Here is a 24,408-nt window from a genome sequence, read left to right on the forward strand (position 1 = left end):
TCCCGCGGTCCGTCTCCCTCAGATGGGATGGGGGAGACGGACCTTTGTGCTGTCGGATCAAACAGCGGTGCGGGCGTATCCAATGAGGGCGGAGAACGCGGTCGGCGAGAGGATGAGGGCCGGGCCGTCCTCCACCTTGGAGTCGCGGACGGCGATGCCTTCGTACTGCGTGGCGCGCAGGTCGGCAACCGTCACGCAGTTGCCTTCTCCGCCGCTGTAGGAGGACTTGAACCAGTCGGCTCCGGCGGGGTCGGCGGCGTTCAGGGCGTTGATCACTTGGGTGCCTTTCCTTCCAGGGTGGCGATCAGGGCGGTTGAGTCGTCAACCGGCAGCGCGGCCGCGACTACTTGTTCGAAGGCTTCGCTGAACAATTTGGTGTCCTCGCCACCTTCGACATATGAGGAGCCCTTGAGGTTTTCGGTCTCGACCATCGAGGGCATCGGGTGGGGGAAGTCCACCAGGCTGAACCCGCCGACCTGGCCCGGGTGGGCGGCCGCGGTCAGCGGCATCACCTGGATCGTGACGGTGGGCAGTTTGCCCGCATCGAGGAGCCGCCGGAGCTGCTCTTTCATCAGGCCGGGCCGCGTCGGGAACTCCTGGTGCAGGGCGGCCTCATGGATGATGGCGCGTAGCTTGAGGGGCTTGCCTGGGCGGCTGAGAACCGCCTGACGGGCCATGCGGACTTCGGTCAGCGCGATCACTTCCTCGGTCGTTCGGGTTATGGCCGTGGCTGCGATGATCTCGCGCGCGTAGGCGGCGGTCTGGAGGAGTCCGGGGATCAGCTGTGGGGAGTACGTGCGGATGCTCTGCGCGTCGTCTTCCAGGGAGATGAGATCGACGTACGAGGGCGCGGCCAGGTCCGTATAGGTCTGCCACCAGCCCTTCTTGCCGGCGTCCCGGGCCAGCTCCTCCAGCGGTCTGATCTGCTCGGGGTCGGTGATCCCGTAAGCGGCGAGGAGCAGCGGGACGTCTGCGATTTTGATGGCGCCCTTGGCGGTCTCGATCCTGGACAGCTTGCTGCGGTCCCAGCCCATGGCTGCCGCAGCATCTTCCAGGACATCGAATCCAGCCTCCAGCCGGTACGCGCGCAGGGCGCTACCGAGTCGGCGTCGTCGCACCGTCGGTACCAGCGGAACCGTTGGCATCGGAGGTGTCCCCTCTCTCCGGTTCGATGTGAGTCTGTTTCATCCGGGTGTTGGACAGGGCGTTCAGGGTGTGACGGCTCTGCGTCCGGGTGATGTTGACCCTCCTTCGGGCGCAGTGTGCCGGTGGGCGGGTGTGTTCGTCGATAGGAACGAAAGTTCTCCCGTGCATTTTCGTACCCCACGGTTGCACCCTTGGGCCCCACGGGTGCATTCTTTCGGTGCGAAGAAATACATGACTGCTCGTCAGTTCATGATCACATGCTGACGTAAGGTCACCGCCCCATGGCCGGGTGCCCAGAATTCCCGGCTCCGGCAGCGCCGTTTTTGTCCCCGTCGAGGGCGCCGCCCGCGCACCAACTGCCTTGCTCTTCACCCTCTTCATCTGCCGAGGCCGACATGACGACGAGCCCGAGCACCACCACCGGCACCACGCCGAGCACCACGCCGAGCACCTCGACCGAGCACCAGGCCACCACCGGAGACCACGCGTTCGCCCGCGACCACGGACCCGCCGAAACCTGGGACGCGTGGACGCTCGACCTGTACCTGGAATTCCACTCCGCCCCCAATACCCCCGCCGGGAGCGCCCGGTGATGCTCATCGAAACCCCCGAGGCACCCATGACCGCCACCTCGTCCACCGGGGAGCCCCGCTACAGCGACGGCTACACCGCCAACCACGCTGCCCCCGCCCGCGCCCGTAGGGACGCCGCCCTCTACCTCCGCACCTGGGGCCTGGACGCGCTCGTGGACGACGCCCAGCTCATCGTCTCCGAGCTCGTCACCAACGCCGTCCTCCAGGCCGCTGACCGAAGCCGGGACAAGGGCACAGGCCGGGTGGGCATGTCCGCGACCCGCACCGAGACCGGCGTGCGCCTAGTCGTCACCGACACCGACCGCACCCCGCCGCGTCTGCGTCCGATGAAGGGCGGTCGCGGGCAGTGGGAGGGCGGCCCTGGCCTGGGCTTGGTCGCCGACCTCGCCGCCCGCTGGGGCTGCGACCGGCTGTCGAGCGGTAAGCGGTTGTGGGCCGAGCTCGACATCGCAGAGGAGCCGACGGCCCGATGACCCCCAACCCCGTGCCCAGGTCGGAGCCGGTGACAGCGGACCTCCACGACCAGTGGGCCACCTCCCGCCTGGAAACCGTCCTGGAGGAGCTGTCCGATCTGATCGGCGCCTTCTTCACCGCCACCCCCCACAGCGCCCCGCGGGAGGGTCCGTGAGCGCCGCCTGGGGTGAGTTAGACGGCCCCACCCAGCTCTCCCCGGCGAGCGCGCCCGCGCCAGTACGGCACCGAGTGCACGCCCGCGGGGACGCGATCGGCGGGTTCCTGCTGGCCTCCATGAACCTGGCCGGGCTGGTCCTGACCGCTTGGTCGGCCGCGCTTGCGGCCGATGCCGCCACCGCCACCGCCACCGCCGCCCCGTCAGGTCGGCCCGTCCCGGCCGCCGTCTCGCAGGACATTCCCCTGGCCGAAGAGCAGCCCGCAGCAGTGCGGGCCGATGCCACGGCCGACCACGGATCGCACCACGATCCGCCGGCCCGGGTCTGCCGGTGCGCCGTACGGCCCTCGCAGACCGCCGCCCCCACCCCTCCCCGGGGCGGCTGATCCCGGTGCCGGTGCGGACGCTCCCTTCGTGGCCCGCACCGGCACCGGCACGCTCCACCCAATCCACCCGATGAGAGAGGAAACTGCGTGCATCAGTTAGAGGCGCTGACCAGCGGACGTGGAAAGACGACCCTGGTCACCGGTGCGGCCGGCTTCATCGGATCGAACCTGGTCGACACCCTCCTCGCGGCCGGATGGCGCGTGACCGGCATCGACCGGCGCTCCCCCCACAACGACCCCGTCGCGGCCGCCAACCTGCAACAGGCGCTCAGGTCCCCGGGCTTCCACTTCGAGCAGGCGGACGTCACCGACGCCCGGGTCCACGACCTCCTCAAGGTAGACGTCGTGTTCCACCTCGCCGCGGCCACAGGGGTCCGCCCCTCGTGGGGCGTCAACTTCGCTGGCTACATCCGCGACAACATCGCCGCCACGCACCACCTGGTCCAGGAGTGCGAGCGGGCCGATGTCCGGCGTCTCGTCCTCGCCTCCTCCTCCAGCGTCTACGGGACCGCGCCGCAGCCGTCTACCGAGGACGGCCCGCTCCGGCCGATCTCGCCCTACGGGGTCTCCAAGCTCGCCGCCGAGCAGCTCGCACTTGCCTACGCCGCCCGCTCCACCGCCGTGACGAGCGCCGTCGCGCTGCGGTTCTTCACCGTCTTCGGGCCGCGCCAGCGCCCCGACATGGCGATCTCCCGCATGCTGGACGCCGTACGCACCGGCGAGCCGATGAACCTGTACGGCGACGGGCAGCAGCGGAGGAACTTCACCTACGTCGCGGACGCGGTCCGGGCTCTCCTGCTCGCCGCCGGCACCACCGTGACTGGGCGGGCTGTCAACATCGCCGGGCCTGCGAGCGTGACGGTCAAGACCGTCCTGGACACCGTCGAGCGCGTCACCGGCCAGCCGGTGCCCGTCCTCTACACGGCCAGCCGCAGCGGCGACCCCGCCTCGACCGAGGCCGACACCCGCCGCGCTGCGACCGACCTCGGATACCAGCCGGGCGTCGACCTCCCCGAAGGCATCGCCAGCCAGTGGCAGTGGATGTGCGCTGCCGACTCCGCCACCCTGATCGGAGGACCCGCGTGATCCACCTGACCGCCGGCTCAGCGAACGAGCTGTTCACCGCCGCCTGTGCCGCCGTCCTGGACCAGGGCCGCATCGTCAAGCCCCGCGGCATGGCCACCACCGAGATCATCGGCGCGCACCTCACCCTGACCCAACCGCGCCGCCGCCTGGTGTCCCTTCCGCCGGCCCGGGTCCTGAACGCAGCGTTCGCCGCCGCCGAAGCCACCTGGATCCTCTCCGGCTCGGACGGCACCTGGATCTACACCTACAACCAGCGGATGGCCCAGTACGCCGACAACGGTGTCCTGCGCGGCGCGTACGGGCCGCGGATGCGCGCCTGGAGGCCCGGCCACGACCAGCTCGACCACGTCCGCCGCACCCTGCTGGAAGACCCCGATTCCCGCCGGGCCCTGATCCAGCTGTACGACCCGGACCGCGACATCCCGCACCACAACGACGTGCCGTGCACCCTCGGCTACCGCTTCTACCTGCGCGACGGCCGACTGGAAATGCACACCACCATGCGCAGCCAAGATCTCTGGCTGGGCTTTTGCTACGACATCTTCACCGCCACCGTCCTGCACGAGCTGATGAGCCACTGGATCGGCGCCGAACTCGGCCACTACCACCACCACGTGGACTCGCTCCACCTGTACGACACCAACCTCCCCGCCGCCCGGACCCTGCCCGACCAGCCCACACCCAGCCGGCTGATGGACTTGCTCACCGTCGCATGGGAAGAGTTCGACCCCCTCCTCGACAGCATCACCAGCGGAGACACCCCCGACGGCGCGTGGGGCGACTTCGCGCACGTCATGCGCAGCTACCGCGTCTGGAAGAACGGCGACCGCACCGATGCGCGCCGCATGGTCGCGGACCCTGACGGTGTCCTCAGCGAGGGCCTGGCCGGCTGGTACGCGCAGCTGAGCGGGAGGGCCGCGTGATGGGGCCGGTAGTGATGGGCCTGTGCTCCGGCACGCACGACTCCGCGGCCGCCCTCATCGCGGACGGCCGCCTGATCGGGCTGGTGGAGGAGGAACGCCTCAACGGCATCAAGCACACCAAGGCCTACCCCGAGCTGGCCATCGCCTGGCTTCTCGACGCGGCCGGCCTGACCGCAAGCGACGTGACCGACGTCGCCTACAACTTCGCACCCCGCGGCTACCTCAAGGGCGCCGCCCCGCTGCGGCACCTGCGCCCCGGCACGGCCGGCCGGGCCTGGCCCAGGGCGCGCAGCTTCGCGGTCGTCCACCGCCGCGCGGCCGGCCGCCTGCGGGACTTCGGCCGCCACTTCCCCGGGGCCCGGCTGCACGGCGTCAAGCACCACCGCGCCCACGCCCTCTACGCGTTCGCGGCGTGCCCGTTCGACGAGGCGGCCGTGCTGGTGGTGGACAGCCTCGGCGAGACCACCACCACGTCGATCTGCACGGGAGCCCGGGGGCATCAGGGGGTCGTGCTGGGTGGCCGATGGTCGCTGCCGGACCCGGCGTCCCTCGGCTACGCCTACGGCGCCGTCACCGAGCACCTCGGGTGGCGGCGCGGTGACGAGGAGGGCACCGTCATGGCGCTGGCCGCCCTCGGGGACCCGGGGCGCTTCCGCGCCCTTCTCGCCCAGGCGATCCCCCTCACGGGCGAGGCGTTCGCCCTCGACCCACAGCTGTTCCCCCTGCGGGTGATCTCCAGCCGCTACCCCCGCCTGTCGCCAGCGTTCATCGCCGCGACCTGCCCGCCCCGCCCCCCGGCCGCCCCGCCCACCCAGATTCACGCCGACCTGGCCGCCGCCCTCCAGGAGCGCACCGAGCAAGTGATGATCCACCTCGCGAGGCAGGCCCGCTACCGCACCAGCCAGAAGCACCTGTGCCTGGGCGGCGGCGTCGCCATGAACTGCGTCAGCATCGGCAAGATCACCGAGCACGCGGGCTTCGACGAGGTGTTCGTCCCCCCGGCCCCGGGCGACTCCGGGACTGCCGCAGGCGCCGCCCTCCACGCCCACCAGTACCGCGCCCCGCAGCCGGTGGCCGGTGTGCAGGGCGAGTGCTACCTCGGCCCGTCCTACGACGGCCTCGACCTCACCGAGCAGCCCCGACCGGGCATGACCGCCCACCGCCCGGCCGACCCCGCCCGCCACCTCGCCCACCAGCTCGCCGAAGGCGAGATCGTCGGCGTCTTCCGCGGCCGCCTCGAAGCCGGCCCCCGCGCGCTCGGCAACCGGTCCATCCTCGCCTCGCCACTGCGCCCGGACGTCGTGCACCGTCTGAACGCCAAGGTGAAGTTCCGCGAGCCGTTCCGGCCCTTCGCGCCCGTCGCCCCGGCCGACAAGGCCGCCGACTACTTCACCCTCGGCCAGCCCGCCCCGTACATGTCCTTCGCCAGCGGTGTCACCGACCTGGCCCGCGAGCAGATCCCCGCCATCGTCCACAACAACGGCCTCGCCCGCGTGCAGACCCTCGCCCCCCGGCAGAACCCGTTCCTCGACGCGGTCCTGCGGGCCTTCCACGAAATCACCGGCGTACCTGTGCTGATCAACACCAGCCTCAACATCAAGGGCAAGCCGATCTGCGGCACGTCCGCCCACGCCCTGGACTGCCTGGCCGAGTCCGGCATCGACGCCCTGCTCCTCGAAGACTGGTGGGTGACCCAGCGGTGAAGATCGGCTACAGCTTCTGGGGATTCCTCGGCGACGGCATCACCGACACCCCCGACGGCGGCCGCAGCCACCGCCGCACCCTCACCGACGGGCTGATCGCCGCCGGCCACACCGTGGTCTTCCTCCAACAGGACCGCGACCGCGACGAAGCCCACCAGCCCGTCACCGGACCGTACGCCTGGGACCAGGGTCTGCCGGACATCGACGCCCTCTTCCTGGAATGGCGCTGGCCGATTCCCGGCCGCAACGACACCCCGTGCACGGCCCCCGGGCACACGTGCGACCTGCACCGCCAGCAGCAGCTCCTCGATCACTACACCTACCACCAGGGGGTTCCCACGCTGCTGTGGGACAAGGACCAGCACCTTGCCCCGGCCGACCCCCTGCGCCGCATCAAGCACCTCACCGTCTGCGAGCCTGCCCTCCACCCCCGGCACGGTGCCACCAGCCTGCTCTTCCCCGTCGCCGACCACACCCTCCACACCGCCGACCCCGAGGCCCTCGCCGCTCGGCCCCGGCGCTGGCCCCTGGTCTACGTCGGCAACCAATACGGCCGCGACCCAGCCTTCACCACCTTCTTCGCCCCACCAGCCCGCCACCTCGACCACGTGGTGGCGGGCAAGTGGACCCACACCCGCCGGTGGCCGCACGTCAACTTCACCGGCCGCGTCCCCTTCGCCCAGGGCATCGAGCTGCACAGGCAGGCTCATGCCACCGTCATGCTCGCCCCCACCCGGTACGCCACCAGCGGCCAGTACACCCAGCGGATCTTCGAATCCGTCCTGGCCGGCTGCGCCCCCATCACCCCCGCCCACTACCGGGCCGCCAGCATCGTGATCCCAGGCGAGCTCCACGCCTACGACGGGGCGCACGTGGCCGACATCACCCGCACCCTGATCTCCATGCCAACCGGGGACCGGGCCCGGCTGCTGGAGCGATGTATCGGCAGATTGGACCCCTTCCGGCTGTCCCGACAGCTCCACACCATCGGTCAGGTATTCGATCAACACCAAGGGGCGGACAATGGAAAGCTCACCCACCGCACCACTCGGAATCGGTAGCCTCACTCCACATGCGACTCGCCCTCATCGGCTGTGGCGGCAGCGGCAAGACGTACCTGTCGAAGCAGCTGGCCCAGCACTTCCACGCGCCCCTCACGCACCTCGACGCCGTGTACTACGACGACGACTGGAACACCCTCGACAAGGACAAGTTCGCCGCGATCCAGGAGGAGCTGGTGCAGGCCCCCTCCTGGGTGATCGAGGGGAACTACGCCGGAACGCTCCCGATCCGGCTCCGCGCAGCCGACACGGTGATCTTCCTGGACATCCCGCCGACCGTCTGCCTGTGGGGCATCGCCCAGCGGCGCCTGCGCTACGGCGGCGGCCAGAACGACGCCACCGGCGTGTACGACCGGATCACCTGGAACTTCATCAAGTACGTGTGGGGCTACCGCAAGACCATGGCGCCCCGCGTCCGCGAGCTGATCAAGGAGCACGCCACCGGGGCCACCGTGCACACGGTCACCAGCCGGAGCCAAGCACGCGCCCTGCTCGCGCACCTGAAGGCCACGCAGCCCGCCTGACCCACACCGCGCACACCAGGGGAGCCGGCCGTGGCTGACACCTCCGCCTTCCTCGACCAGCAGCTCGTCAACGGCTCCCTGTACGAGAGCGAGCAGCGCCTCGCCAACCGCACCGGCGCCCTGATGTCTGCGAAGATCACCGGACGTCCCACGGCCGAGGTGATCGCCGTGTACGCGGCCGCGGCCCGCCCCGGCAACGGCAACGGCATCGTCCTCGATATCGGCTGCGGGCGCGGAGCGTCCACGCTGGCCCTGACCCAGGTCCTGCCCCAGGCCACGGTCTGCGCGATCGACGCCTCCGCCGCTCTGTTGGGCGCCACCCGGTCCCGGCTCCGCGCGCACGATCTTGCCGTGCACACTGTCCGCGCCGACTTCCACCACCTGCCGCTGCCCACCGGGCACGCCGCCCTCGCGGTCGCCGCGTTCTGCCTCTACCACTCACCCACCCCGCAGGCCGCCCTCGGGGAAATCGCCCGCTGCCTCGCGCCCGGCGCGACCGTCATCCTGGCGACCAAAGCCGCCGACAGCTACGCCTCCCTCGACCGCCTCGTGGCGAAGGCCGGCCTCGATCCGGACGCCACCTGCCGGCCCGGCCTGTACGGGGCGTTCCACAGCGGCAACCTGCGCTCCGTCACCGAGGGCATCTTCACCGTCACCGCAGTCGAGCACGAGGCGCACCGATTCCGCTTCCGCGACCTCGCGCACGCGGCCGCCTACCTGGCCACGTCCCCGAAGTACCAGATGCCCGACGACCTCGCCGGGAACGCCGACGCGATCACCGACCACCTGAGGCGCACGCTCGCCGAAGGCCCGGTCGAGACTGCCTCCGTCGTCAGCTACCTCACCGCCACCCGATCCCAAGGGCGCCCATGACGTTCACCAAGGACTACCCCGGCCCGGAGCCCGCGGCGCGGGCGGCCGCGCACCACGCCTGGCTCGAACGCACCGGGCTGCCCGTACCGCACCTGATCACCCTGCACGCCCGAGCCCTGGAGTTCGAACACGTCCCCGGCCGGCATGCCACCCCCGGGGACCTGCCGGCCATCGCGCGCCTTCTCGGCCGCGCCCACACCACCGCCCACCACCGCCACCTCTCCCGCGTCCACCTCGACCACGACCTCGTCCTACCCGACGTGGGGGTCCTGCCGTCCTTTACCGCCGCCCGCGCCGCGCGCGTCCGCCAGCTCCTGGAGACAGGGGCAGTCCCCGACCCCGCCTTCACCACCGACCAGGCGGTGGAGCTGATCCACTCAGCGGCCACCGAGCCCGCGGCGTTCTACAAGGACGCGAACCCGCGGAACTTCCTCGTCACCCCTGGCGAGATCACCATCGTCGACTTCGACGACCTCACCCTGGCCCCCTTCGGGTACGACCTGGCCAAGCTCCTCGTCACCACGGCCATGACCCACGGCCCCCTCCCGGCCGGCCTCACGACCGAGGCCCTGTCCGCCTACAACGACACCGCCGCGCACCCGTGCACCCCCGAGCGCCTCGCCGACTGGATGGAGATCCACCACATCCTCACCAGCCCCTACACAGGCCGCAACGGCTACGCCCACAGCTGGCACACCCTCCGCCCCGCAGAGAGGACACCGTGAATCCCCAAACCCTCACCGCCCAGTTGGCCGCGCCCGACCCGGACGGGGCGATCATCGCCCTGTACCGCACCCGCGCCTACCGGTTCAGCGACGACCCCCGCCACTACGCCCTCGCTGAAGCGGTCGAAGAGAAGTACGCGCGCGGACTCACCCCCACCCCGCAGACCATGACCTACCTCCGCGCGACCCTGGACCAGATCCGCAGTACCGGAGCGCTGATCCCCTTCAACCCTGAGGTCGCAGAAACCGAAGGCATCGACATCCGCCACGAGCTCGACGCCCGCCGCCCCTACGCCCCGCGCCCGCACCCCGAACACAACCCCAAGACGATCATCTTCATCCTCGGCGCACCGCGCTCGGGCACCAGCCACCTCTACAACTGCCTCGCCCACACAGGCCGGTACGCCTACTTCACCACCGCGTCCTGCTGGGCCTGGCCCACCCGCAACCTCGACCACCCCGACCGCCGGTCCTTCGAAGACCTCGACGACCAGGTCCTCACCGTCGACAACAAGAACACCCGGCTGATCCCCGGCCTCGTCATGCCCTACGAGTCCGAAGACCTCTATGCACGAGCCATCCCCACCTACCAGCACCTCGGCGGCCACACCTACGACCTCACCACGGCCCACACCACCGACGCGAACCTGCTGACCACCAACATCCAGGCTCACAGCCGACACTTCCGCCGCGACACCTTCCTGACCAAATCCCCCTTCAACTCACTGCGCATCCCGCAGTTGGAAGCCCTCACCGGCCGCACTGCGCTGTACCTGCACATCACACGTGACCGCACCAGCACCGCCGACTCCATACGCCGTAACCGCTTCCGGTTCCACCACCAGGGCACCCCTCTCACCGAAGAGGACGCCACCGACCTCTTCCACGACACCATCGAGCAGCACGCCCCGGCCGACAGGCTCCTCACCGTCCAACACGCCGACCTGCTCACCAGCCAGGAAGCGACCCTGAGCCGGACCACCGAATGGATCACAGCCACCACCTCGCCCGGGGGCAGGGCGCCGTGATCACGCCGACCCCCCGCGGTGAACCTGTCGGCAAGCTGTGTGAACGTCGACCCCCCCGGCGTCGTGTCTACCGCGCTCACCCGCGCCCTGACCATCCACGCACCCGGCCCGCTAGGTGCCCTACCACGCGACCGGCTGGCTCCCCGCGCCCGGCGACCTCGCCGACCTTGCCGCCACCATCGAACAGGCGCTCACCGACCCGGCCGAGCTCACCCGCCGCGGCGCGGCGGCCCGCCGGTTCGCCGTAGAGCACTACTCGTGGCATTCCTGGCCGACCGGCCCTGAACCCCCGGAAGGCCCGGTGCTGGCCGCCGTCTCGCCCCCGCGACACGATTCCGGCCGTCGAAGCACAGCTGAGTAAGGTGGCGCCCGAGACCAGGGCGCCGTCCGGGCAGATCACATCAACCGGCCTGAACCAGCACGAAGAGAATGGACAGACCATGGCGGAGCGACGCATCGCGGTGTTCGGCGCCGGATACATCGGCCTGGTGACCGGCGCGTGCCTCGCCGAGCTGGGCCACGACGTGACCGTCCGGGACATCAACCCCGAACGCGTCCGCATCCTCAACGCCGGCGACGTCCCCATCCACGAACCCGGCCTCGGGGACATGATCGCCCGGAACAAGGAACGGTTGACCTTCACGGAGGATCTCGCCGAGGCTGTCACCGGCGCCGAGATCGCCTACGTATGCGTCGACACGCCGCCCTCCGCCTCCGGCGACGCAGACCTCACCCGCGTCTGGGCCGTCGTCCGCTCCCTAGCCGACGCCTACGACCTGCGCGCCGTCGTCATGAAGTCCACCGTCCCCGTCGGCACCGGCGCCCGTGCCCGCGCCCTGCTCGACGAGATCGGCCTGGCCCACGTCGGCTACGTCTCCAACCCCGAGTTCACCGCCGAAGGCCGAGCCATCACCGACTTCATGGCCCCCGACCGCATCGTGATCGGGCAGGACAACGACACTGCCGGCGCCCTGGTCGCCGCCCTGCACACCGGCATCGACGCCCCCATCGCCACGATGGACGTGAAGTCCGCCGAGATGGTCAAACTCGCCGCCAACGCCCTCCTCGCCACGAAGATCAGCTTCGCCAACGAGATCGCCACCCTGCCGGCGGTACGTGAACCTCGCGCAGCGGGTCGATGAGGTCGGGAAAGTGCTCCTCGCGGCGGGCCTGGGCGAGGCGGGCGGACAGGGTGCGAGAACACCGGCGCCGACGTCACCGAAGTCCTCGGGGCCGTCGGCATGGACCACCGCCTCGGCGCCCACTTCCTGCGCCCGGGCATCGGCTGGGGCGGCTCCTGCTTGGTCGTGCGTGAGCAGGACGCGTTCCACGTGGCTCCAGCAGGCCGTGCGGCGGCACCGACGACGAATGGGTCGTCATCGAACCAGTTCACCGGGCTATCGGTCTCCTGGAACAACTACACGAAAACCCCGCCAACGGAGCCCTGCTACTGGGCCGGTTCGCCTTCAACGTCCGCTACCAGTGGTTCAAGAACTGGGTGAGCTCCGAGGCCGGGCAGCGGCTCGGGCTCGCACCCATTCCCGACGGGCCGGTCAACATGAGGATGCTGCGGCGGACTTTGTCCCTGGAGATGGCCTACCGGCCGGGCGGTCTCCTGGCCTCCAAGATCCACCTGAAGCACATCGCCGTGGCCACAACGGAGGGCTATGCCTCGCGCCCCGGCGGGGCCCAGGCCGAGCTGTTGTCCGAGGTCAACAAGCACGAGAGCGAGCGCAATCTCCAACTGGTCCTGGAGGAGTTCCGCAACTATCAGCAGGGCATTCTGCCCGCCGGGCCGGGAGCTCGCAGCCTGACAGAGTTCTTCGCCAGCATCGATGAGAAACTCGAACCCACGGCAGCATCGGCACCGAAGATCCAGTGCAACGACCGCGACGTGCTCAACCTGCTAACCAAACGCGCCAAGGTCCTCCACCTCGGCCCGGCGAACTACTGCTGGTTCACCGACTCGTCCCGGGCACTCTGCCTCAAACTCGCCGGCACCCCCACCGCCGACCGTCCGCTGATCGGGATGTGTGACTCCGCCCGCTGCCCGCAGGCCACCCACCACCCCTGCCACCGGCCTGTCTGGGCCGAGCACGCCGACAAGACAAAGATCTTCATCGGCCAGCTCGGCACCACCCGCAAGACCGAACGCACCCGGCTCCAGGTCGACTTCGACCGAGCCCTCCGCGTCGTCGCGGAGATCGACGCCGCCAGCACCGGCATGAGTGAGGAGTCCGCATGAGAATTTCCGCAGCCCAGAAGACTGAGAACGAGAACCGCATCCGGGCCGCCATGGACCGGCTCCTTCGAGGCGAGATGCCGCCCGGCGGAAAGTGCGACATCAAGACCCTCGCCAACGAGGCAGCCGTCGACCGCACCGCGTTCTACGGCACTCGCCCATACGCGCACCTCCGCGCCGAGTTCGAGCGACGCCTCCAGACGCTTCAAGACGTCGGTGAGATCCCCGACCCTCGCGAGGCCCAGATCACCCGGCTCAAGGCAGAGATCACGAAGCTCCGGGAACGGTTAGCCCAGTCAGAGCAGACGGTCGAAGAACTCACCGACTTCCGTGGTCAGGCCCTGGCCCGGCTCGCTGCCCAGCACGAGGAGATCGTCCGGCTCCGCGAAGCCACCGACGGGGAGTCCAAGGTCAGGCGCCTTCCAACGCCGCGAACCACCGTCATCGGCTCCTGCAGCTGATGCTTGCCCTGAACCGCGGCGACCCGCATCGCCGATCATCCGGCCGCTGCCTTGCCCGCACCGCTACCGAATCCGGACTCCAGATATCGGCGCAGGGCCTCCCGCCCTCCCGGAACGAAGAGCCATTCATCTGCGACTTCAAGCAGTTCGTCCACTGTCATCCAGGCGCGCCAGGCGATCTCAACCGGGTCCGGCACCAGAGCCTCCGACACGACGGCCTCATGCACCCCGAACCAGATGGGGCTAATCCCTGCCCGGCAAAGGAACTTGAACAGGAACCGCACTGGCACACGAACGCCCAGCTCTTCAGTCAGCTCGCGGACTGCCGCCTGCTCATACGACTCGCCCACGTTCACGGCGCCGCCGACCATCACGTCATAGTGGCCCGGGAACCGGGACATCGTCTCGGCCCGTCGAAGCACCAAGATCCGCCCCTCGCGATCACGACAGATCGTCGTTGCAATGCGATGCGGCCAGTTCTCACGCACCGCCTCATCCCGGTCGACGACTCCCAGCACGCGGTCATGCTCATCGACATGCTCAACCAGTTCACTCACGGAGGCACGATCTCAGCTCCCACTGACAACCCTGCCCGACGAGCACCCGAGGCAAGTGATCCGCACCACAGGACATCCCGCGGAATGCAACACGCTCGAGGGTCGGCGTCGCGAACGGTGCCTCGAAGAGCGACCTGCTCAATCGCCACACGAGGTCATCCGCACACGGTCTCTGCGGACACAAGGCACACGTACATCACGCACCTGATCGAGTTCGGGTATCCGGAGCGGTTCGTCCAGGAGCAGGTCGGGCACGCCTACGCGGCGACGACCGCTCTCTACACGTGGGTGTCGGACGAATATCGCAACAGCCTGATCGAAGCCGCGCTTCGCAAACGCTTGGAACCCGCTGATGGAGGGGTGTTGCCGAGGTGATGAAACGGATGGGGTTCACCTGGAACCTGCGCCGTCTGATGGCGGAACGAGAGATGTATCAGACCACCGACCTGGTTCCGCTTCTGGCCGAGTACGGGGTGCACCTTTCGCGTGAGCAGGTGTTCCGGCTGGTCACGCAGCCCCCGCAGCGGCTGTCGATGGACACGCTCGCCGCGCTCTGCGGGATCCTGGGCGTCACCCCGACAGACCTGATCTCGGTCGAGGAGATCCGCGTTCAGGTGGCGAAGCCGACGGCGACCGGGGAGAACACGACGGCGAAAGCTCCTCCTGCCCGGCGCGTTCGGGTCCTGCGCCCGGGTGATCGGTGATGGGGCCCGTGCCGGTCCCGGCCTCATGGGTGGAAGTCGCCGAGCGGATCACCCGGTTCCTGCCCGACCTCACGCCCGAGGAGGCGGCTCGGATCGTGGCCGGCCTGACCCCGTCCGCCCGGGGACGGATCCGCGCTCACCTCACCACCCATCCCGACGCCCTGATCAGCGGGGCCTCCGCCGCGCCGCGCTCGGTACAGGCCCTCATCGCCACCCTCTCCAAGGCCGATGTCACCGGGGTTCGGCCGCCGGCCTGTCTGCGGTGCGGCCGCATCCGGCCGCTGCGCCGAGCCGTGCCCGGCGGCAGAGTCTGCCTCGGCTGCGAAGGCATCCTGGCCGCGCAGGCCGACGTCGGCCCCTGCACCGCCTGCGGGGAGACCCGCCCCCGCCCGAGCCACAAAACCTGCGGCCCCTGCCGCCGGGATCAGCTGTCGACCGGACGGGCCTGCTCGGTCTGCGGGCACCGTTCGTTCATCGATCCGTGCGCGAACTGCCGGCCACGACCGCAGGTGCCGTGCGCGCTGTGCCGAACCAGCTCACCGGTATGTGCTCGGTGGCCGCTCGGGCCGGTCTGCAAGCCGTGCTACCGCAACGCCCGCCGACGACCCGCCTCGTGCCCGGCCTGCGGGCGGCGGCGCGTGCTGATCGCTCGCGCCGACAGCCGCCGGGTCTGCGGGCCATGCGCCGGACACCCTGACCCGCATGCGTGCCCACGTTGTGCCGAGCCCCGCTCCTACCAGGTCAAGGGGGTGTGCGACCGATGCGCGGTACACGACCGCCTTGACGCGCTGTTTTCCACGGTCCCGGGCCACGGTGGCGGCCCGCACGCTCACATGCGGGTGGCTCTGGCCGACTGTCCCGAGCCCGGCACCGTCCTGAACTGGCTGCGCAACTCCCACTCCGCTCGCCTGCTCGCCCACCTGGTGGCCACGGGCCGGCCCGTCACCCACGCCGACCTCGACGCCACGGCGGGCGAAGGACGGGCCGCCCCGGGAACCGTCGACTACCTGCGCGGCCTCCTCGTCGCCTACCAGGTGTTGCCCGAGCGGGACGAGCTGTCCGCCCGGATCGAACGCCACCTTCACCGGGTCGCCGCCCGACACCCCGAGCACGCCGTCTTGCTCCGCTCCTACGTGCGCTGGTCACTGCTGCCGAGGGCTCGTCGCCACCAGCGGCTCCGCGGCGGAGGGTTCCTCTACCGTGTCCGCGCGGCCTACGCGCGTATCAACCGGGCCATCGAGTTCCTCAACGCGATGGCCGCGCGCGGACTGTCCCTGCGGGAGGTGACCCAGCACGAGGTGGATACCTGGCTCGCGGTGAACCCTGGGACCCGCTTCGCAGTCCGGGACTTCGCGGTCTGGGCGGCCCGCCGCGGCCATGCCCGCACCCTCGACGTCCCGCACTGGCCAAAGGTGGATCCGGTCGGTCTCGACGAGGACTCCCACTGGGAACTGCTCCACCATGCCTGACCGACGCCGACCTGCCGCTCGACGTTCGCGGAGCCGGGGCGATCCTCCTGCTGTTCGGCCAGCACCTGACCCGGATCACCGCCCTGACCACTCAAGCGGTCACCGCCGTCGGCGAGGACACCTTCCTGACCCTCGACCGCACCCCGATCCCCCTACCCTCCTCTCTGGCTGGCTTGTTGACCGACCTCGCCAACATGCCGGCCCCCTCGAACTGGGCGGCGAACTCCTCCCGGGGCTGGCTGTTTCCCGGAGGCCGCCCCGCACAGCACCTCTCCGCCACCGTGCTCGGCCGCCGCCTGGCCACCCACCACATCCCCAACCGGCCGGCCCGCGCCACCGCCCTGGTCGCCCTCGCCCAGGACCTCCCCCCAGCGGTCCTCGGACCGATGCTCGGCCTCCACCCCGTCACCGCAGCCCAATGGCGACAGCGAGCCGCCACCGACTGGACCGCCTACCTCGAAGCCCGTAGCACCAGCCGGGCACCGGGAGACGATACGACCGGGCCTTGATGGCCTGGCCGTTGCCCCACGCCGTTCCTTCTCCAGGTCAGGCGCCGTCTTCAAGGGGTCCGGGATTGTCCGTCGCCTCCCTCACTGGAGCACGACGGTGACGCCGCGCTTGCGCAGGAGGTTCACGGTCACCTCGAAGTAGGACAGGCCGCCGAGGTGGGCCAGGACGTGTCCGGCGAGGGCGTGGCGGGCGATGTCGGCGTGGTGCCAGACGAGGGTGAACGGGGGGACGACGGAGAACCCGCCGCACAGGGAGTCCGCCACCGAGTCCAGACATCTGCCGTAGTTGGCGCCAGGGCCGAGCAGGGCTTCGCCGAGCGCCAGGAGCAAGCCGGTCCTGTCGGTGACGTGCTGTCCGTCCAGGTGGTACGTCCCGCCAGAGAGGCCCTGCAGCCCGTACGGGCCGACGCGGGTGAGGTCCAGCCACTCGGACCGGCCCTCGGCGTCGAACTGTGCCCACTGGTTGGGCCGCGTGGGAACACCGTCGGACCAGATCTCCCAGACTGCGCGGGCGGCCAGGGTGGGGCGGTCGTCACCGGGGTCGGTGACGGTGACGTCGATCAGGGCTCCGCCGAGGACGGATGGGCGTGCCTCGACGGTGTCCAGGTCGAGGCGGTACCCGGTCATCGTCCGGCCGTGGCGATCGAGGGGCCAGAGCGTGATCGAATCGCCCTCCTGCGGAAGGGGACGACACAGCAGGGCCAGAAGCGGTGCGGCGGGTTCGCAGCCGATCAGGTGCACGGGCTGGGTGGGTCGCTGCGGGCGCGGGGTGAACAGGCCGCCAATGGAACGGCAACTGCCCGATGGGCTGTCCCCCCGGATCGAGGGGAACCACAGGTCGAACCGCGGACTCGAAGGCAGCCGCTTGCCGCCCCAGAAGTCGTCCTCCCTGACGCCGGTGCCCACGACGATGTCCACGCGCCCGGGATCGCCCGGCGTGGGCCACTGGGCCAGGACAGTCGTGTCCTCCAGGTCCCAGAAGCGGGCCGGCCCGTCGTTCGAGGGATCCACAGGCTCGATCGAGAGCATTCCGTCCCCCAGCAGCCGCACCGGTTCGGCGCTGTCCGCCACAGCCTGGACCAGCAGACTCTCACGCGGGCAGCCGCGCAGCGTCAGGACCTCTCGCGGCAACGGAGGCGCGTCCATGAACAGGCCCTCGACCTCCGCGCACCGCCCCCACAGCACGCCTTCCTCCTCACCGCCGATGTCCTCCCGCACCAGGAGATACCGGACCGGGAAGTCCCGCTCCCACCCCACAAGTTCCTCAGACCGCACGCTTCTCCCCTGCTACCAGGCCGTCTTGGCGCGCCAACCCTACGGCTCGCTGACGCCGAAGCCCTCCGAATATCGCTTGCTTGGAATGACGCTCCCCGCCAGTCGGGGCTTCAGCGTGGACGGCGGCGCGTCGGGAGGCGTACGCGAACGACCTCGGTCAGGAGGCTTCCCTGGTCGCGGTCACCGCACGCTCGAACCGTCAGAAGGCGGATCAGGATCCGGCGGAGTGGCTGCCGCCGTCGGCGGAGGCGCTGTGTCGGTACGGGGCGGAGTGGACGGCGACGAAGCTGCGATGGGGGCTGGCGGTGGACGAGCTGGAGCAGGACCGGCTGCTGGACATCGCGGCGGGCTGCGGCGGCACCGACGTGGAGTTCACCCCGGCCCCGTAGGCCGGACGCAGCAGGGCCCTGGCGGCAGGCAGGCTGCCGGGTTGTTCACGTCACCAGAGAAGGAAGATCACTGATGCGCCGCGTTACCGCTGTTCTCCTCGGCTCCACCGCGCTCCTCGCGCTGTTCGCGTCCCCTGCGACCGCGGCCCATCCGCACCGGGACGGCCCCCAGACCATGGTCATGGCCCACTCCGTGCTGGTGACCATCGAGATGCTCAACGCGATGAACTCGCTGAGCGAGTCATAGGGCTGACATCGGCGGCGGGTCTACCGGGCGGCCGCCCCTCGCCGCTCGCCGCTCCGGTCGGGCACGGTGCTGGCGGCGGAGGCCGGCCGGGGCGCCGGACCGACCTCGCCAGCGCCCGATGGGTGCTCCCGACCGAGTTGGGAGAAGATTCCGCCGAAATCGGACACCTGCACGGCGGTGTGGTGGCTCCGCGCACGCCCGGCGACCCGGGCACTGTGGTGCGGTACACCGAAGAGAAATGGAATGCGTACGCACTGGGTGCCAGGGACGGCGGGTTCGACATCTGACCCACCGACCCGAGGCGATCTCCACGGAGCGACCGACAGGTCCTTTCGAGGGTCATCGCCAGCCGTGGCCGCCAGCCCCGGCGATCTGGGCGCGACGCGGCACAACTCAGCGGCGGCGCACCCGCCGAGGCCGGCTGGCGAACGGGAACCGGCTTTCTGCCACGGTTTTTCGCTTGTCAGCGCCCCTTTCCCGCCCGCTGTACCGATGCGGGCAGGTCCTTCCCATCCGGAAACGGAGCACTCCATGACGACTACCTCCACCGGCAACGTCAGCTGGACGAGCGTGGGCACCGCCAATGATGACTTCAAGGTCACCGGCGTCTCCTAGGCGCTCGGCGGAGGCCGCCTGATCACGGACACCTTCTACAACGCGAACGGCACCGTCCGCCAGACCGACAACGGCTACCACGCCGACGGCACGCCGGACGAGAAGATCTTCGTTCCGGAGTCGATGACCGGTGTCCCCAACTCCACCCAGATCGCCTATGACGGTCTGGGCCGGCCCCTGCGCAGCACCACACTGCACCAAGGCGAGGCCAAGTACTCCTCCACCACCCAGTACGGAGGCGACTGGACCCTCACCCGCTCCGCCATGGACTCGGCCGGCACGGTCCCGCTCTCGGGCAGCCGCACCGCGCGGACCTGGACCGACGCGCTGGGCCGCACCAAGACCGTCGAGTACGCCACGTCCACCGACATCGGCAGCACCACCTGGAACAAGACCGAGTACGGCTACGACAACCGGAACAAGCTGACCTCGGTCAAGGACGCGGTCGGCAACCAGTGGACCTACGGATACGACGCCCGCGGCCGCACGATCTCGACCACAGACCCCGACACCGGGACGTCGACCTTCGGATTCGACAAGCTCGACCAGCAGATCTGGGCCAAGGACTCCAGCAGCCGCGCCCAGTACACCGTCTACGACGCGCTCGGCCGCGCAACCGAACTCCACGACGACGCCGCCAACGGCCCCCTCGTCGCGACCTGGAGCTTCGACACCCTGACGGGCGCCAAGGGCAAGCCGGTCGCATCCGTCCGCTACGTCGACGGCGTCCAGTTCAAGTCCGAGGTGACCGGCTACGACACCGAGTACCGTCCCACGGGTTCGCGCATCACGATCCCGGACACGTCCGCGGCCTCGCTCCCGACCCGGACCAAGGACATCACGAACGGCTTCGCCGGCAGCTACGCGTACAGCACCACGTACACACCCACGGGCAAGGTCCAGTCGACGACCCTCCCCGCCACCCCGGGCGGCCTGGCGGCCGAGAAGCTGATCACCCGCTACGACCGTGACGGCATGCCCCAGAGCCTGTCGGGCCTGAACTGGTACACCGCGGAAACGGTATACAGCCCCTTCGGGCAGCTCCTGCAGGCGACCACCGGCAGCGCGCCGAACCGCGTGTGGACCACCAACAGGTACAACCCGAGCACCGGGCAGCTCACCCAGTCGACGAGCGACAGGGAGACCGGAGGCCCGAACCGCATCAGCGACGTCTCGTACACGTACGACGTCGCGGGCAACGTCACCGCCGCCGCGGACACCCGTGGCAATGGCACCACCGACCGCGAGTGCTACGCGTACAACCCGATGGGCCAGCTGACCAACGCCTGGACCGGAAAGACCTGCGCCGGCCCCACGCTTGCAGATGTCTCCGCCGGACCGGACGGTGACGGCTTCTGGCAGGAGTACGGGTTCGACTCGATCGGCAACCGCACCAAGCTCATCGACCACGACCTGTCCGACAAGGCCAACGACGACGAGACCACGTACCGGTACGAGGGCTCCCAGCCGCACGCCCTGACCAAGGTCGAGAAGACCACCCGGAAGCCCGGCTCCGTGGTCAACTCGCTGTCCACCTACACCTACGACAAGTCCGGCAACACCACGAAGCGGATCATCGGCGGCGACACCCAGACCCTGAACTGGGACCGCCGCAACAAGCTCACCTCCGCTGGCAGCCCCGGCATCGGTGCGGTGGCCGTGACCGGCCTGTCCGGCAAGTGCCTCGACGTCGAGAACGGCAACCCCGCGGACGGCACCCCGGTCCAGCTGATGTCCTGCAAGGAGACCAAGGCCCAGCAGTGGCGCCTGACCGAGGGCACCGTACGGGCCATGGGCAAGTGCCTGACCACCGAAGGCGACAAGGCAGTCCTGCGGGCGTGCGACAACGCGAACGAGTACCAGAAGTTCACTTCCGGCACCAACAAGTCTCTGTCCAGCACGAAGACAGGCAAGTGCCTCGACGTCCCGGGCCTCAACGACGCTGACGGCACGGACCTGATCCTCTACACATGCAGCACCAACGCGGCGAACCAGCAGTGGAATTTCGCCGACAACGGGACCAAGTGCGTCTACGACGCCGCCGGAAACCGGCTGATCGAGGAGAACGGCACCTCTCGGACCCTCCACCTCGGTGAAGCCGAGATCACGGTCAACAAGGACGGCCAGGCCCTGGACGCCGTCCGCTACTACAGCAGCCCCGGCGCACCGACCTCGGTCCGCCGCACCAATGGCAAGACCACCGGCCACAGCCTGTCGTCCCTGCTCGCCGACCAGCACAACACCGCCACCATCTCGGTGGACATGGCCGCCGGCCAGGCGGTGACCCGCCGCAAGTCCGACCCGTACGGCAACCCCCGAGGTGCCGAGCCCGGCAACTGGCCCGGCAACCGGACCTTCCTCGGCACGGGCATAGACGACACCAACACGTCCCTGACCCACATCGGAGCCCGCGAGTACGAATCCACGACCGGCCGCTTCATCAGCGTCGACCCGATCATCGACATCACCGACCCGATGCAGATGAACGGCTACACCTACGCCAGCGGCAACCCGGTCATGAGATCTGACCCAACGGGCCTCAAGGACGACAACTGCGCCCACTACTCAAACTGCACCGCCAACGGCGGCACGATCGACGAGTCGGACCACGAGGTACTCAAGCAACTCGGCGCCTCACCTCCGACAAGCAGCAGTAGCAGCTCCAACAAGACCAAGAGCTGCGGCTTCTTCTCGAAGTGCAACTGGAACAAGACGGTCAAAAACACCAAGAAGTTCTGGAACGAGAACAAGGTGATGATCGTCTCGGTCACGACCGAGATCGTGGTCGGGACCGCCTGCCTGGCAGCCGCAGGTGCAGCAGGCGTGGCGACTGGCGGCATCGGATTCGCAGCGGCTGCAGGCTGCGGAGCCCTGGCAGGAGCCGCCGGCGCAGCTGTGGCAAACGCGATGAACCCCAACGCTGACCACAGCACCCTGGGCGTGCTCGGGGACATGGCCAATGGCGCCCTCTGGGGTGCAGCAGGCGGTGCAGCAGGCGCGGCCGCTGGTCCCGCTCTCGCGGCCCTGGGCAAGGCGATCGGTGAGGGAGTCGGCGCCGCCATCTCCAAGATCGGGGGCAAGGGAGGCTCGTGCCCCATCGGCAACAGCTTCGCCTCCGGAACCCTCGTACTCATGGCCGACGGGTCCAGCAAGCCGATCGAGGAACTCGAACCGGGGGACAAGGTCCTCGCCACCGACCCCGAAACCGGTGAAACGGTCACCAAGGACGTAACTGCAACGATCCTCGGCGACGGTTCAAAGAACCTCGTCGAGATCACCGTGGCAACGGACGGTGACACCGATGTCATCGCTGCAACCGACAAGCACCCCTTCTGGGTGGTGGACCTAGCAGAGTGGGTCGACGCCACAGAACTCCAGCCGGGCCAGTGGCTCCAGACGAGCACCGGCACCCACGTCCAGATCACAGCTGTCAACCGCCACACCGTTCACGCAACAGTCCACAACCTCACAGTCGCTGACCTCCACACGTACTATGTGCTGGCAGGTACTACCTCGATCCTTGTTCACAACTGCGGCGCGAACCCAGTTTCAGCGCTCGGTGTTCCAGCTAGGGCGAGTTTCTCGAGACTGCAAGCTGCGGTAAGTCGAGCCGCTAGCCGAAGTGCCTCTGAGGTCCGAGCCTCCCTCAGTCCAGAGCAAATCGCCGCCGGCCAGCAAAAGCCGTTCCTTCAGCGCATGTTTTATGGAAGTTCAGTAGAGTCTGCGATAGCGGAAGACGCTGCAATCATTGGCGATGGCAACATATCCCATCTCGGATCGTCGATGCCCGGACAGGCCGTTCCTGATTTTCACATCGAAGTCGGAGGAAAAACATTCGGCGTTGATATCACCGGGCCCAGCCAAACGGCAATATCGGAGCACATGAGAAGATCGTATATATCGAGCCGTCACCAAGTGATGACCTACGATAGCCCGTCATCTGCTTTCCTTGCGGAAGTGTTTCAATAAGACAACGGAACGCCTGAAGGTGGAATAATGCGAGTAAATCTCGAGGGTGAAGAATTTAAGGGAGTTAGGCTCCTCGGCTCGAACAGGGTGTATGAGGAAGTCCGGGCGGTTCGGTCTACCTTCTCAGGTTGCTACTTGGCTCAGCTCGATGATCCCGAGTACGGCCTCGTCGTCAAGAATTCATCGATCGAGCAGTGTCGGCTTGACCGGTGCTCCATTCAAGGGGTTGTCTTCGATACCGTAACCATCGACGGGCTCGCCACGAAGCAGCTCCATCGACTCCATGGATGTGTATTTAACAGAGTTACGCTACGCGGAAAAATCGGGCCCATTATGGCTATGGGGCCACACACAAGCCTTCCTGGTCGCGATAATTTCATTGCTTCGATCGTCGACAAGTATCAGGAAATTGAATGGGCCCTCGATATCTCAGAAGCCACCTTCTCTGACGCGGATTTCTACTACGTTCCGGGCCACCTCGTCCGCCGCGACCCTGAGACTCAACCCCTGCTTGAGCGTGAAAGATTCTCAAACGTATCAGCCTCAGATCTTCCAACGTATGCGAAAATTTGGGTGAGTAGATTCAATGAAAGTCCATTTTCTTCGCTGGTTGGAATCGCACCAAAGGCCTCGAAGTATTTCAATGACTATATGAGAGAGATTGAATGGCTGCGCGCTAATAACCTCGTGGATTGAAGCCCAGATTCACTACGCTGTCACGGCGCCCGGGGTGGGCATTCGCAGCGGCGGCCCGGGTGGGGCGAGCGGAAGGCGCGTTCCGCAGGTCGGGGCGCTTGGACGGGGGTGAGAGGCGGGGTGCCGGAAGGGGGGGAGGAGCGCGCGGCCCGTGCCGCCGAACGCGAGGCATGCACACCGCTGCCGGAGCCTGCGAGCATCCGGCAGCGGGTCCATGGCCCCTGACGGGTCACCACCTTCGCCACGCACCCCGCTGAATCTGGTGCGCACCGCACCGCACCGCGGCGGTGCCGACGTCAGGCGCCAGGGCCGCCCGCAGACCGTCGGAACGCCTCTCCCCGCCCCAGCCGAGCCCGGAGGCCAGCATCTCTGGAGCCCGCTGCGCCCGTACGGGCTTCCATGGCCCGCCAGCGTGCCTGAGCCGGGCCCATCTGCCTTCGCCGGGCCCGCTGCCCGGCGTTGAGTCGGTCCCAGTGCTGCCGTCGGTGGGCTCCGCACGGTGCGACTCGGAGGTCGGGCGGCCCCGGCCGACACCGGCCTCGTTGTCCCAGACCAGCGTCTTGGGCACCGCACCCCACTCGGTCAGCAGTCGCCAGTGC

At 68.9% G+C, this 24,408-nt stretch carries 27 protein-coding genes and 2 pseudogenes; 24 read left to right on the plus strand and 5 right to left on the minus strand.

Features of this window, described 5'->3' with window-relative positions; translation table 11 throughout:
* Window positions 1-57: 57 nt before the first annotated feature.
* Entirely contained in the window at window positions 58-276 is a 219-nt protein-coding gene (locus AB0M76_RS40430) for a DUF397 domain-containing protein (protein ID WP_365957745.1), read from the minus strand.
* Window positions 273-1,145 carry a helix-turn-helix transcriptional regulator gene (locus tag AB0M76_RS40435; RefSeq protein ID WP_365957746.1) on the minus strand — a complete coding sequence of 291 codons (873 nt, stop codon included), beginning with the start codon at window positions 1,143-1,145 and terminating at the stop codon, window positions 273-275. Before AB0M76_RS40435 ends, AB0M76_RS40430 begins: the two co-directional genes overlap by 4 nt.
* Before the next feature lie 396 nt (window positions 1,146-1,541).
* On the opposite strand from AB0M76_RS40435, the gene AB0M76_RS40440 reads away from it, so the two are divergent.
* The 16 genes and pseudogenes from AB0M76_RS40440 (at window position 1,542) to AB0M76_RS40515 (ending at window position 13,379) form a co-directional block, all read left to right on the plus strand.
* The gene (locus tag AB0M76_RS40440; RefSeq protein WP_365957747.1) at window positions 1,542-1,739 is read left to right on the plus strand and encodes a hypothetical protein; all 198 of its coding nucleotides are present in this window, start codon (window positions 1,542-1,544) and stop codon (window positions 1,737-1,739) included.
* Window positions 1,739-2,212, plus strand: coding sequence for an ATP-binding protein (locus tag AB0M76_RS40445; RefSeq protein WP_365957748.1), 474 nt, complete (start codon window positions 1,739-1,741; stop codon window positions 2,210-2,212). The genes AB0M76_RS40440 and AB0M76_RS40445 overlap by 1 nt, the downstream gene beginning before the upstream one ends.
* Window positions 2,209-2,367 carry a hypothetical protein gene (locus AB0M76_RS40450; protein ID WP_365957749.1) on the plus strand — a complete coding sequence of 53 codons (159 nt, stop codon included), beginning with the start codon at window positions 2,209-2,211 and terminating at the stop codon, window positions 2,365-2,367. Before AB0M76_RS40445 ends, AB0M76_RS40450 begins: the two co-directional genes overlap by 4 nt.
* 74 nt (window positions 2,368-2,441) lie before the next feature.
* Entirely contained in the window at window positions 2,442-2,753 is a 312-nt protein-coding gene (locus tag AB0M76_RS40455; RefSeq protein WP_365957750.1) for a hypothetical protein, read from the plus strand.
* Between the two features lie 87 nt (window positions 2,754-2,840).
* Window positions 2,841-3,839 carry an NAD-dependent epimerase/dehydratase family protein gene (locus AB0M76_RS40460; protein WP_365957751.1) on the plus strand — a complete coding sequence of 333 codons (999 nt, stop codon included), beginning with the start codon at window positions 2,841-2,843 and terminating at the stop codon, window positions 3,837-3,839.
* Window positions 3,836-4,762 (plus strand): thymidylate synthase, encoded by a 927-nt coding sequence (locus tag AB0M76_RS40465; RefSeq protein WP_365957753.1) that lies wholly within the window; start codon window positions 3,836-3,838, stop codon window positions 4,760-4,762. The genes AB0M76_RS40460 and AB0M76_RS40465 overlap by 4 nt, the downstream gene beginning before the upstream one ends.
* Window positions 4,762-6,465 carry a carbamoyltransferase C-terminal domain-containing protein gene (locus tag AB0M76_RS40470; protein WP_365957754.1) on the plus strand — a complete coding sequence of 568 codons (1,704 nt, stop codon included), beginning with the start codon at window positions 4,762-4,764 and terminating at the stop codon, window positions 6,463-6,465. The genes AB0M76_RS40465 and AB0M76_RS40470 overlap by 1 nt, the downstream gene beginning before the upstream one ends.
* Window positions 6,462-7,526, plus strand: a complete 1,065-nt coding sequence (locus AB0M76_RS40475; RefSeq protein WP_365957755.1) for a hypothetical protein — start codon at window positions 6,462-6,464, stop codon at window positions 7,524-7,526. Before AB0M76_RS40470 ends, AB0M76_RS40475 begins: the two co-directional genes overlap by 4 nt.
* Before the next feature lie 11 nt (window positions 7,527-7,537).
* Window positions 7,538-8,050, plus strand: a complete 513-nt coding sequence (locus AB0M76_RS40480) for a topology modulation protein (protein ID WP_365957757.1) — start codon at window positions 7,538-7,540, stop codon at window positions 8,048-8,050.
* Window positions 8,051-8,080: 30 nt separating this feature from the next.
* Window positions 8,081-8,923, plus strand: coding sequence for a class I SAM-dependent methyltransferase (locus AB0M76_RS40485; protein ID WP_365957758.1), 843 nt, complete (start codon window positions 8,081-8,083; stop codon window positions 8,921-8,923).
* On the plus strand, window positions 8,920-9,648 hold the full coding sequence (locus AB0M76_RS40490; RefSeq protein WP_365957759.1) for a phosphotransferase: 729 nt from the start codon (window positions 8,920-8,922) through the stop codon (window positions 9,646-9,648). The genes AB0M76_RS40485 and AB0M76_RS40490 overlap by 4 nt, the downstream gene beginning before the upstream one ends.
* Complete coding sequence (locus AB0M76_RS40495) at window positions 9,645-10,676, plus strand: sulfotransferase (protein WP_365957760.1); 1,032 nt, start codon at window positions 9,645-9,647, stop codon at window positions 10,674-10,676. The genes AB0M76_RS40490 and AB0M76_RS40495 overlap by 4 nt, the downstream gene beginning before the upstream one ends.
* A gap of 115 nt (window positions 10,677-10,791) precedes the next feature.
* Window positions 10,792-11,037, plus strand: coding sequence for a hypothetical protein (locus AB0M76_RS40500; RefSeq protein WP_365957761.1), 246 nt, complete (start codon window positions 10,792-10,794; stop codon window positions 11,035-11,037).
* 79 nt (window positions 11,038-11,116) lie between these two features.
* Window positions 11,117-12,178: pseudogene (locus AB0M76_RS40505) on the plus strand (nucleotide sugar dehydrogenase).
* Window positions 12,175-12,921, plus strand: a complete 747-nt coding sequence (locus AB0M76_RS40510; protein WP_365957762.1) for a hypothetical protein — start codon at window positions 12,175-12,177, stop codon at window positions 12,919-12,921. Before AB0M76_RS40505 ends, AB0M76_RS40510 begins: the two are co-directional and overlap by 4 nt.
* The gene (locus tag AB0M76_RS40515) at window positions 12,918-13,379 is read left to right on the plus strand and encodes a hypothetical protein (protein WP_365957763.1); all 462 of its coding nucleotides are present in this window, start codon (window positions 12,918-12,920) and stop codon (window positions 13,377-13,379) included. Before AB0M76_RS40510 ends, AB0M76_RS40515 begins: the two co-directional genes overlap by 4 nt.
* 35 nt (window positions 13,380-13,414) lie before the next feature.
* Here AB0M76_RS40515 and AB0M76_RS40520 read toward each other — a convergent pair whose 3' ends face one another.
* Window positions 13,415-13,936 (minus strand): NUDIX domain-containing protein, encoded by a 522-nt coding sequence (locus AB0M76_RS40520; RefSeq protein ID WP_365957764.1) that lies wholly within the window; start codon window positions 13,934-13,936, stop codon window positions 13,415-13,417.
* 84 nt (window positions 13,937-14,020) lie between these two features.
* Between AB0M76_RS40520 and AB0M76_RS40525 the strand changes: the two genes are divergently transcribed.
* From AB0M76_RS40525 to AB0M76_RS40540, 4 genes are all read left to right on the plus strand, one after another.
* Window positions 14,021-14,311 carry a tyrosine-type recombinase/integrase gene (locus AB0M76_RS40525; RefSeq protein ID WP_365957765.1) on the plus strand — a complete coding sequence of 97 codons (291 nt, stop codon included), beginning with the start codon at window positions 14,021-14,023 and terminating at the stop codon, window positions 14,309-14,311.
* A complete protein-coding gene (locus AB0M76_RS40530; protein WP_365957766.1) occupies window positions 14,308-14,640 on the plus strand; it encodes a helix-turn-helix transcriptional regulator in 333 nt (110 codons plus the stop codon). Before AB0M76_RS40525 ends, AB0M76_RS40530 begins: the two co-directional genes overlap by 4 nt.
* Window positions 14,641-15,479: 839 nt before the next feature.
* Window positions 15,480-16,109 (plus strand): hypothetical protein, encoded by a 630-nt coding sequence (locus tag AB0M76_RS40535; RefSeq protein WP_365957767.1) that lies wholly within the window; start codon window positions 15,480-15,482, stop codon window positions 16,107-16,109.
* Window positions 16,110-16,282: 173 nt separating this feature from the next.
* Window positions 16,283-16,618: a hypothetical protein gene (locus tag AB0M76_RS40540; RefSeq protein WP_365957768.1), complete on the plus strand. Its 336-nt coding sequence runs from the start codon at window positions 16,283-16,285 to the stop codon at window positions 16,616-16,618.
* 81 nt (window positions 16,619-16,699) lie between these two features.
* On the opposite strand, the gene AB0M76_RS40545 is transcribed toward AB0M76_RS40540, so the two are convergent.
* Window positions 16,700-17,893, minus strand: coding sequence for a barstar family protein (locus AB0M76_RS40545; RefSeq protein ID WP_365957769.1), 1,194 nt, complete (start codon window positions 17,891-17,893; stop codon window positions 16,700-16,702).
* 104 nt (window positions 17,894-17,997) lie between these two features.
* Here AB0M76_RS40545 and AB0M76_RS40550 point away from each other — a divergent pair.
* The 4 genes and pseudogenes from AB0M76_RS40550 to AB0M76_RS40565 form a co-directional block, all read left to right on the plus strand.
* Window positions 17,998-18,282, plus strand: a pseudogene (locus AB0M76_RS40550) (HNH endonuclease); the annotation flags it as partial.
* 73 nt (window positions 18,283-18,355) lie between these two features.
* Entirely contained in the window at window positions 18,356-18,529 is a 174-nt protein-coding gene (locus tag AB0M76_RS40555) for a hypothetical protein (RefSeq protein WP_365957770.1), read from the plus strand.
* Between the two features lie 738 nt (window positions 18,530-19,267).
* Window positions 19,268-23,113 (plus strand): ricin-type beta-trefoil lectin domain protein, encoded by a 3,846-nt coding sequence (locus AB0M76_RS40560; RefSeq protein ID WP_365957771.1) that lies wholly within the window; start codon window positions 19,268-19,270, stop codon window positions 23,111-23,113.
* Window positions 23,114-23,140: 27 nt separating this feature from the next.
* A complete protein-coding gene (locus AB0M76_RS40565; protein WP_365957772.1) occupies window positions 23,141-23,809 on the plus strand; it encodes a hypothetical protein in 669 nt (222 codons plus the stop codon).
* Window positions 23,810-24,038: 229 nt separating this feature from the next.
* On the opposite strand, the gene AB0M76_RS40570 is transcribed toward AB0M76_RS40565, so the two are convergent.
* On the minus strand, window positions 24,039-24,408 hold a 370-nt coding region (locus AB0M76_RS40570; protein ID WP_365957773.1), incomplete at its 5' end, for a hypothetical protein.

The organism is Streptomyces sp. NPDC051364 (assembly GCF_040682115.1).
GTDB lineage: Bacteria > Actinomycetota > Actinomycetes > Streptomycetales > Streptomycetaceae > Streptomyces.

What these genes read in the sequence shown, in the direction of transcription:
- AB0M76_RS40445 (WP_365957748.1), top strand. Translation starts at nt 1,739, where the DNA reads ATGCTCATCGAAACCCCCGAGGCACCCATGACCGCCACCTCGTCCACC.
- AB0M76_RS40450 (WP_365957749.1), top strand. Translation starts at nt 2,209, where the DNA reads ATGACCCCCAACCCCGTGCCCAGGTCGGAGCCGGTGACAGCGGACCTC.
- AB0M76_RS40490 (WP_365957759.1), top strand. Translation starts at nt 8,920, where the DNA reads ATGACGTTCACCAAGGACTACCCCGGCCCGGAGCCCGCGGCGCGGGCG.
- AB0M76_RS40560 (WP_365957771.1), top strand. Translation starts at nt 19,268, where the DNA reads ATGACCGGTGTCCCCAACTCCACCCAGATCGCCTATGACGGTCTGGGC.
- AB0M76_RS40515 (WP_365957763.1), top strand. Translation starts at nt 12,918, where the DNA reads ATGAGAATTTCCGCAGCCCAGAAGACTGAGAACGAGAACCGCATCCGG.
- AB0M76_RS40440 (WP_365957747.1), top strand. Translation starts at nt 1,542, where the DNA reads ATGACGACGAGCCCGAGCACCACCACCGGCACCACGCCGAGCACCACG.
- AB0M76_RS40470 (WP_365957754.1), top strand. Translation starts at nt 4,762, where the DNA reads ATGGGGCCGGTAGTGATGGGCCTGTGCTCCGGCACGCACGACTCCGCG.
- AB0M76_RS40565 (WP_365957772.1), top strand. Translation starts at nt 23,141, where the DNA reads ATGCGAGTAAATCTCGAGGGTGAAGAATTTAAGGGAGTTAGGCTCCTC.
- AB0M76_RS40525 (WP_365957765.1), top strand. Translation starts at nt 14,021, where the DNA reads ATGCAACACGCTCGAGGGTCGGCGTCGCGAACGGTGCCTCGAAGAGCG.
- AB0M76_RS40435 (WP_365957746.1), bottom strand. Translation starts at nt 1,145, where the DNA reads ATGCCAACGGTTCCGCTGGTACCGACGGTGCGACGACGCCGACTCGGT.
- AB0M76_RS40480 (WP_365957757.1), top strand. Translation starts at nt 7,538, where the DNA reads ATGCGACTCGCCCTCATCGGCTGTGGCGGCAGCGGCAAGACGTACCTG.
- AB0M76_RS40555 (WP_365957770.1), top strand. Translation starts at nt 18,356, where the DNA reads ATGCGCCGCGTTACCGCTGTTCTCCTCGGCTCCACCGCGCTCCTCGCG.